The organism is Archangium sp. (genome assembly GCF_036388035.1).
Taxonomy (GTDB): Bacteria; Myxococcota; Myxococcia; order Myxococcales; family Myxococcaceae; genus Archangium.
In genome coordinates this window covers 1-4654 of sequence record NZ_DASVSO010000261.1, presented here as the reverse complement: position 1 = coordinate 4654, position 4654 = coordinate 1, and the positions used below count along the sequence as shown (strand labels likewise).

At 69.6% G+C, this 4654-nt stretch carries 2 protein-coding genes; one reads left to right on the top strand and one right to left on the bottom strand.

Translation table 11 applies throughout. The features are described from left to right. Nucleotides 1–3250: kelch repeat-containing protein (locus VF697_RS11125; protein ID WP_331094091.1), on the top strand; the 3250-nt coding region annotated here is incomplete at its 5' end. 56 nt (nucleotides 3251–3306) lie between these two features. Here the strand turns inward: VF697_RS11125 and VF697_RS11120 are convergent. Beyond that, complete coding sequence (locus tag VF697_RS11120; protein WP_331094089.1) at nucleotides 3307–4497, bottom strand: serine/threonine-protein kinase; 1191 nt, start codon at nucleotides 4495–4497, stop codon at nucleotides 3307–3309. Between the last annotated feature and the right edge of the window lie 157 nt (nucleotides 4498–4654).

Genomic DNA, 4654 nt, shown 5'->3' with positions numbered 1-4654 from the left:
GGGCGGCCGTGATGGCAGCGGCAGCCTCGCCTCGGCGGAGCTCTATGATCCGGTCAGCGGTAGCGGGACGGCCACGGCCGCCATGAGCCTGCCGCGCGGCGAGCACACGGCCACGCTGCTGGGCTCGGGCAAGGTGCTGGTGGCCGGCAGTGACAGCACCGAGTGGACGCCCGCGGCTTCGGCCGAGGTGTATGACCCGGCGAGCGAGAGCTGGACGGCCGCGGGCGCGATGAACACGCCGCGCCGCCACCACACGGCCACGCGGTTGCCGTCCGGACAGGTGCTCGTGACGGGAGGATTCCACGAGTACATCGGCACCTCGCCCACGGCCGAGCTGTACGACCCGGCGACCCACACCTGGAGCACCACGGCCAGCATGAAGGTGGGCCGCTACGGGCACACCGCCACCTTGCTGACCGATGGCAACGTGCTCGCCGTGGGCGGCTTCAGCCACCAGGATCAGGCCTCCGCGGAGCTCTATGTCCGTGGCGGCGCGGCGCCCCAGCTCCCGTCCGGCACCAGCCTCTTCCTCGAGGTGATGGACGGCGCGGGCAAGCCCATCCCCGGTGCCGCCATCTCCTCGCGGAACGCGACCTACCCGGTGGACAGCGCCGGGCACCACCTGTTCGAGAACCTGCAGCCCGGCCGCTTCAAGGCCCGGGTGGACGCGCACGGCTTCGCCTCCGCCAGCGTCTCCGTCCAGCTGGCCGCGGATGCCCACGTGGGCTACCAGGTGCGCCTGCTCCCGCTGGGCAAACCCCTCTCCGTCGAGGCCGCGACGGGTGGAGTCATCGAGACGGACTCCGTCCGGGTCACCCTGCCGCCGGGCGCCATCGTGGATGCGTTGGGCCAGCCCGTCTCCGGCCCGGTCCAGGTCACCGTGACGCCGCTGGATCCCACCACCCAGCTCGCGCTGGCGCCCGGCCCGCTGGAGGGGAGCACCTCCAACGGCGAGACCGTGCAGCTGGAGAGCTTCTTCATGGCCGAGGTGAGCTTGTGGCGTGACGGCGCTCCGCTTCAGCTCGCGCCCGGTGCCTCGGCGACCCTGGAGTTCGTCCTCCCCGACGCCGTCGCCAGCCGCTTCCAGGTGGGGGACAGCGTCCCCGCGTGGTGGTTCGATCTGGATGCGGGCCTGTGGCGCAAGGAGGGCGCGGGCACCGTCCAGCCCTCTGCCTCCCAGCCCGGCAAGCGGTCCTGGGTCGTGAAGGTGCGCCACTTCACCTGGTGGAACATGGACGCGCCCTGGTGGGACAAGAGCTGCGTCAGCGTCCAGGTGGTGAACGCGGCCGGCCTGCCCGTCCCCAACGTGCAGGTGAATGCCGTGGGCACCAGCTACACGGGAGTCAGCAGCCCTACCTATACCGGAGCGGACGGCCGGGCCTGTGTCGAGATCAAGCGCGGGGGGACCGCGAGGCTCTTCGCCGGCGCCCTTTCCGAGCACATCAGCCCGGAGGTGTCCGTGACGGGCTCGGATGCGCCCGCCACCTGTGGAAGTGGCGCGTGCACGTCCGCCACCCTCCAGCTCGAGGGCCTCTGCACCCCGGGGGCCTATCGGGAGTGCTCCTACGGAGGTCCCGCGGGGACGCTGGGCAAGGGGTGGTGCCAGGCGGGCCGGCGGCAGTGCAACAGCCTGGGGACCCGCTGGAGCGACTGTCTGGGAGAGCGGGTGCCGGCCACGGAGTCCTGCCAGCTTCCCTTCGATGAGAACTGTGATGGCCGGGTCAACGAGGCCTGTAGCTGCTCCGAACTCGAGGGAACGCCTTGCTACGGCGGCCCCGCTGGCACGCAGGGCGTGGGCATCTGCCACGGCGGCGTCGTGCGCTGCGATGCGTTCGGCAACGTCACGTGCGAGGGCCAGCGGCTTCCCCAGCCGGAGAGCTGCTCGACGGCGGAAGACGACGACTGCGACGGCTCGACCGTGTGTTCCCCCTCGTCCGAGTGGCTCCGAGAGCTGGGAGGAACGGACGTGTCCAACAAGATGGCCAAACGGCTCGCCCTCGATCGGTGGGGCAACACGGTCATGACGGGCACCTTCACGGGCACCCTCGACCTGGGAGGGGGGCCCCTCACGGCGGATGCGCACGACGTGTTCGTGGCGAAGTTCAACGTGGGCGGCCAGCACGTCTGGAGCCAGGTCATCCAGCGAGATGACGCGAGCACGTGGCGCGGCGACCGGAACCAGGACTTCCTGGCCGTGGACGGCGAGGACAACGTGGTGCTCGCCGGAACCTTCGTCGGAACGCTGAAGATTGGCACCCGCACGCTGACCAGTGAGGGCCATGCCAGCATCTTCGTGGCGAAGCTCTCTCCCACGGGGGCCGTGCTCTGGGTCAAGAGCTTTGGCGGCTATGCCCTGTCCCCCGCCTGGGCGGCGGGGATCGCCGTGGAGGCCACGGGCAACGTCCTGGTCACCGGTGGGTTCCAAGGCACGCTCCATGTCGGGGGGACGGAGCACACCGTGCCGGGACCAGCCATCGCCGTGATGAAGCTCGAGGAGAACACGGGCGAGCCGCTCTGGAGCAGGAGCTACGCGTCTCCGTCCGGGCGGAGCACGGACGTGGCCGTGGATCCCTCGGGCACCGTGTTCCTGCTGGGAGAGCTGGAGAATGGAGCGACGATCGACTTCGGTGGAAAGCCAGTCGTCAACCCCCAGTACGTCATGAATGCCTTCGTCGTGAAGTTCGAGGGCAGCAAGGGCGACCCGGTCTGGAGCCGGTTGATCAACAACGACGTCGTCATGGGGATGTACGAGCGCGGCCAGCGGGTGCTGGCGGACCCTGCCGGCAACGCGCTGGTGCTGACGTGGGCTTCCTACCAGGGCTTGTCCAGGCTGATGAAGTTTGGACCCGACGGAGAAGTTCTCGGGAACCAGCAGGTGGGCAGGAACAAGCTGGGTGACCCCACCTACGGCTCCTCCCCCTTGTTGATGATGATGTCCGATCTGGACCTGAGCCTCGATGCGAAGGGGAACGTGTTGGTCGCGGGGCAGCTCCACTCCCCCTGGGATCTGTTTCCCGCCGCCTTCCTGGAGTGGTACGGCCCCAACCTCGCCTTCCGCACGAACAAGATCTTCGGCGGGCGGTCGCCCAGTCCCGGCGTCTACCAGGTCGCCATGGGAAGAGCCGCCGCGACGGACTCCAAGGGGGACGTCGTGTTCACGGGAGAGTTCTATGGGTCCGTGGACTTCGGGACGCCGCCGGTCTCCTCGATCGAGGGCATCTTCCTCCTGAAGCTCAATCCAGGGCTGTAAGCGCGGGCGGGCAGCCGCGTCAGGAAGGAGCCTGGCGCGGCTGCGGTGTCGAGGGCTCAGGGAGGCGGGGGTGAAGGGGTCTGGACCGTGGCCTGCGTGGGAGGAGGCTCGCAGTTGACTCTCGAGTGGGTCGCGATCCAGAGGAACACGGCCGCCATGGCGCCCCACTTCAAGGAACTCAAGTACGAGCGGCGCACGGGCGTGGGCGGTGGAGGCGGCGGCGTCACCGCGGAGCCCTCGCTCGACTGGAGCAGGGCCCGCAGCTCCCGCGCCACCTCGCTGGCCGAGGCCGGACGTTGCCGGGGCTCCTTGGCGAGCAGCCGGAGGAGGAGCGCATCGAGCCCCGGGGGCTGGGGGACGAGCGAAGAAGGCGCGGGGGGTGGGCTGTTCAGGTGGTGGGCCACCACTTCCAGGTACGAGCGGCCCAGGAAGGGCCGCTGCCCGGTGAGCAGCTCGAAGGCGATGACGCCCAGCGCGTACAGGTCCGTCTGCGGCCCCACCGCTTCGCACAGGGCCTGCTCGGGAGCCATGTACTGAGGCGTTCCGATGACGAGGTTCGAGTGCGTCTGGGACAACAAGGAGCCACCGGGTGCGCTGCCGTGCTTGGCGAGCCCGAAGTCGAGCACCTTGAGGTACTCGGCGCCGTTGGACTGGCGGACGACGAAGATGTTGCTCGGCTTGAGGTCGCGGTGGATGACGCCCACGGCGTGCGCGGCCGAGAGCGCGTCGAGCACCTCGCACAGCAGCGGGACGGCCTCGGAGAGCGGCAGGGGAGCCCGCTCGCGGATGAGCGCACTGAGGGGACGGCCCTCGAGGTACTCCATGACGAGGTACTGGCCGACGCCCGGCTGGTGGCCGAAGCCGTGGACATCGATGATGCCGCGGTGGCGGATGGCACTGGCGGCGCGGGCCTCGGTCAGCAGGTCGCGTGCATGGGGGCGCTGGGCGTACTCCTCGCGGATGAGCTTGATGGCCACCTCGAGGCCGAGGGTGGTGTGCTCGCCCGCGTAGACGACGCCCATGCCGCCGCTGCCGATGCGCCGACGCAGCACGTACTCGCCGAGTCGTTGCCCCACCAGCGGATCCTGCTCCACCTCGGACTTCTGGGCCTGCTGCTGAAACGAGGCCCATGGGCGCAAGGTGGGCTCGGCGTCTGGCACGGGGGTTCCGTCATGCGGGCACGTCGACGCGCCAACCGGCACGGAGTTGCCGCAGGTCTGACAGGAAGGAGGGGCGTGCAGGCTCATGTGGTGAAGCTCCCGCGCCCCCCAGTCGTACCACAGCTCCCTTTCAATTCGGCCCATCCGCGGCGGCTGCTGTAAAAGCCGGGGGATGGGGGCAGCTCAGAGGCCCCTGGGAGACAGCGGCATGCAACAGATCGTCGAGATCATCCTGGAGCTGGAC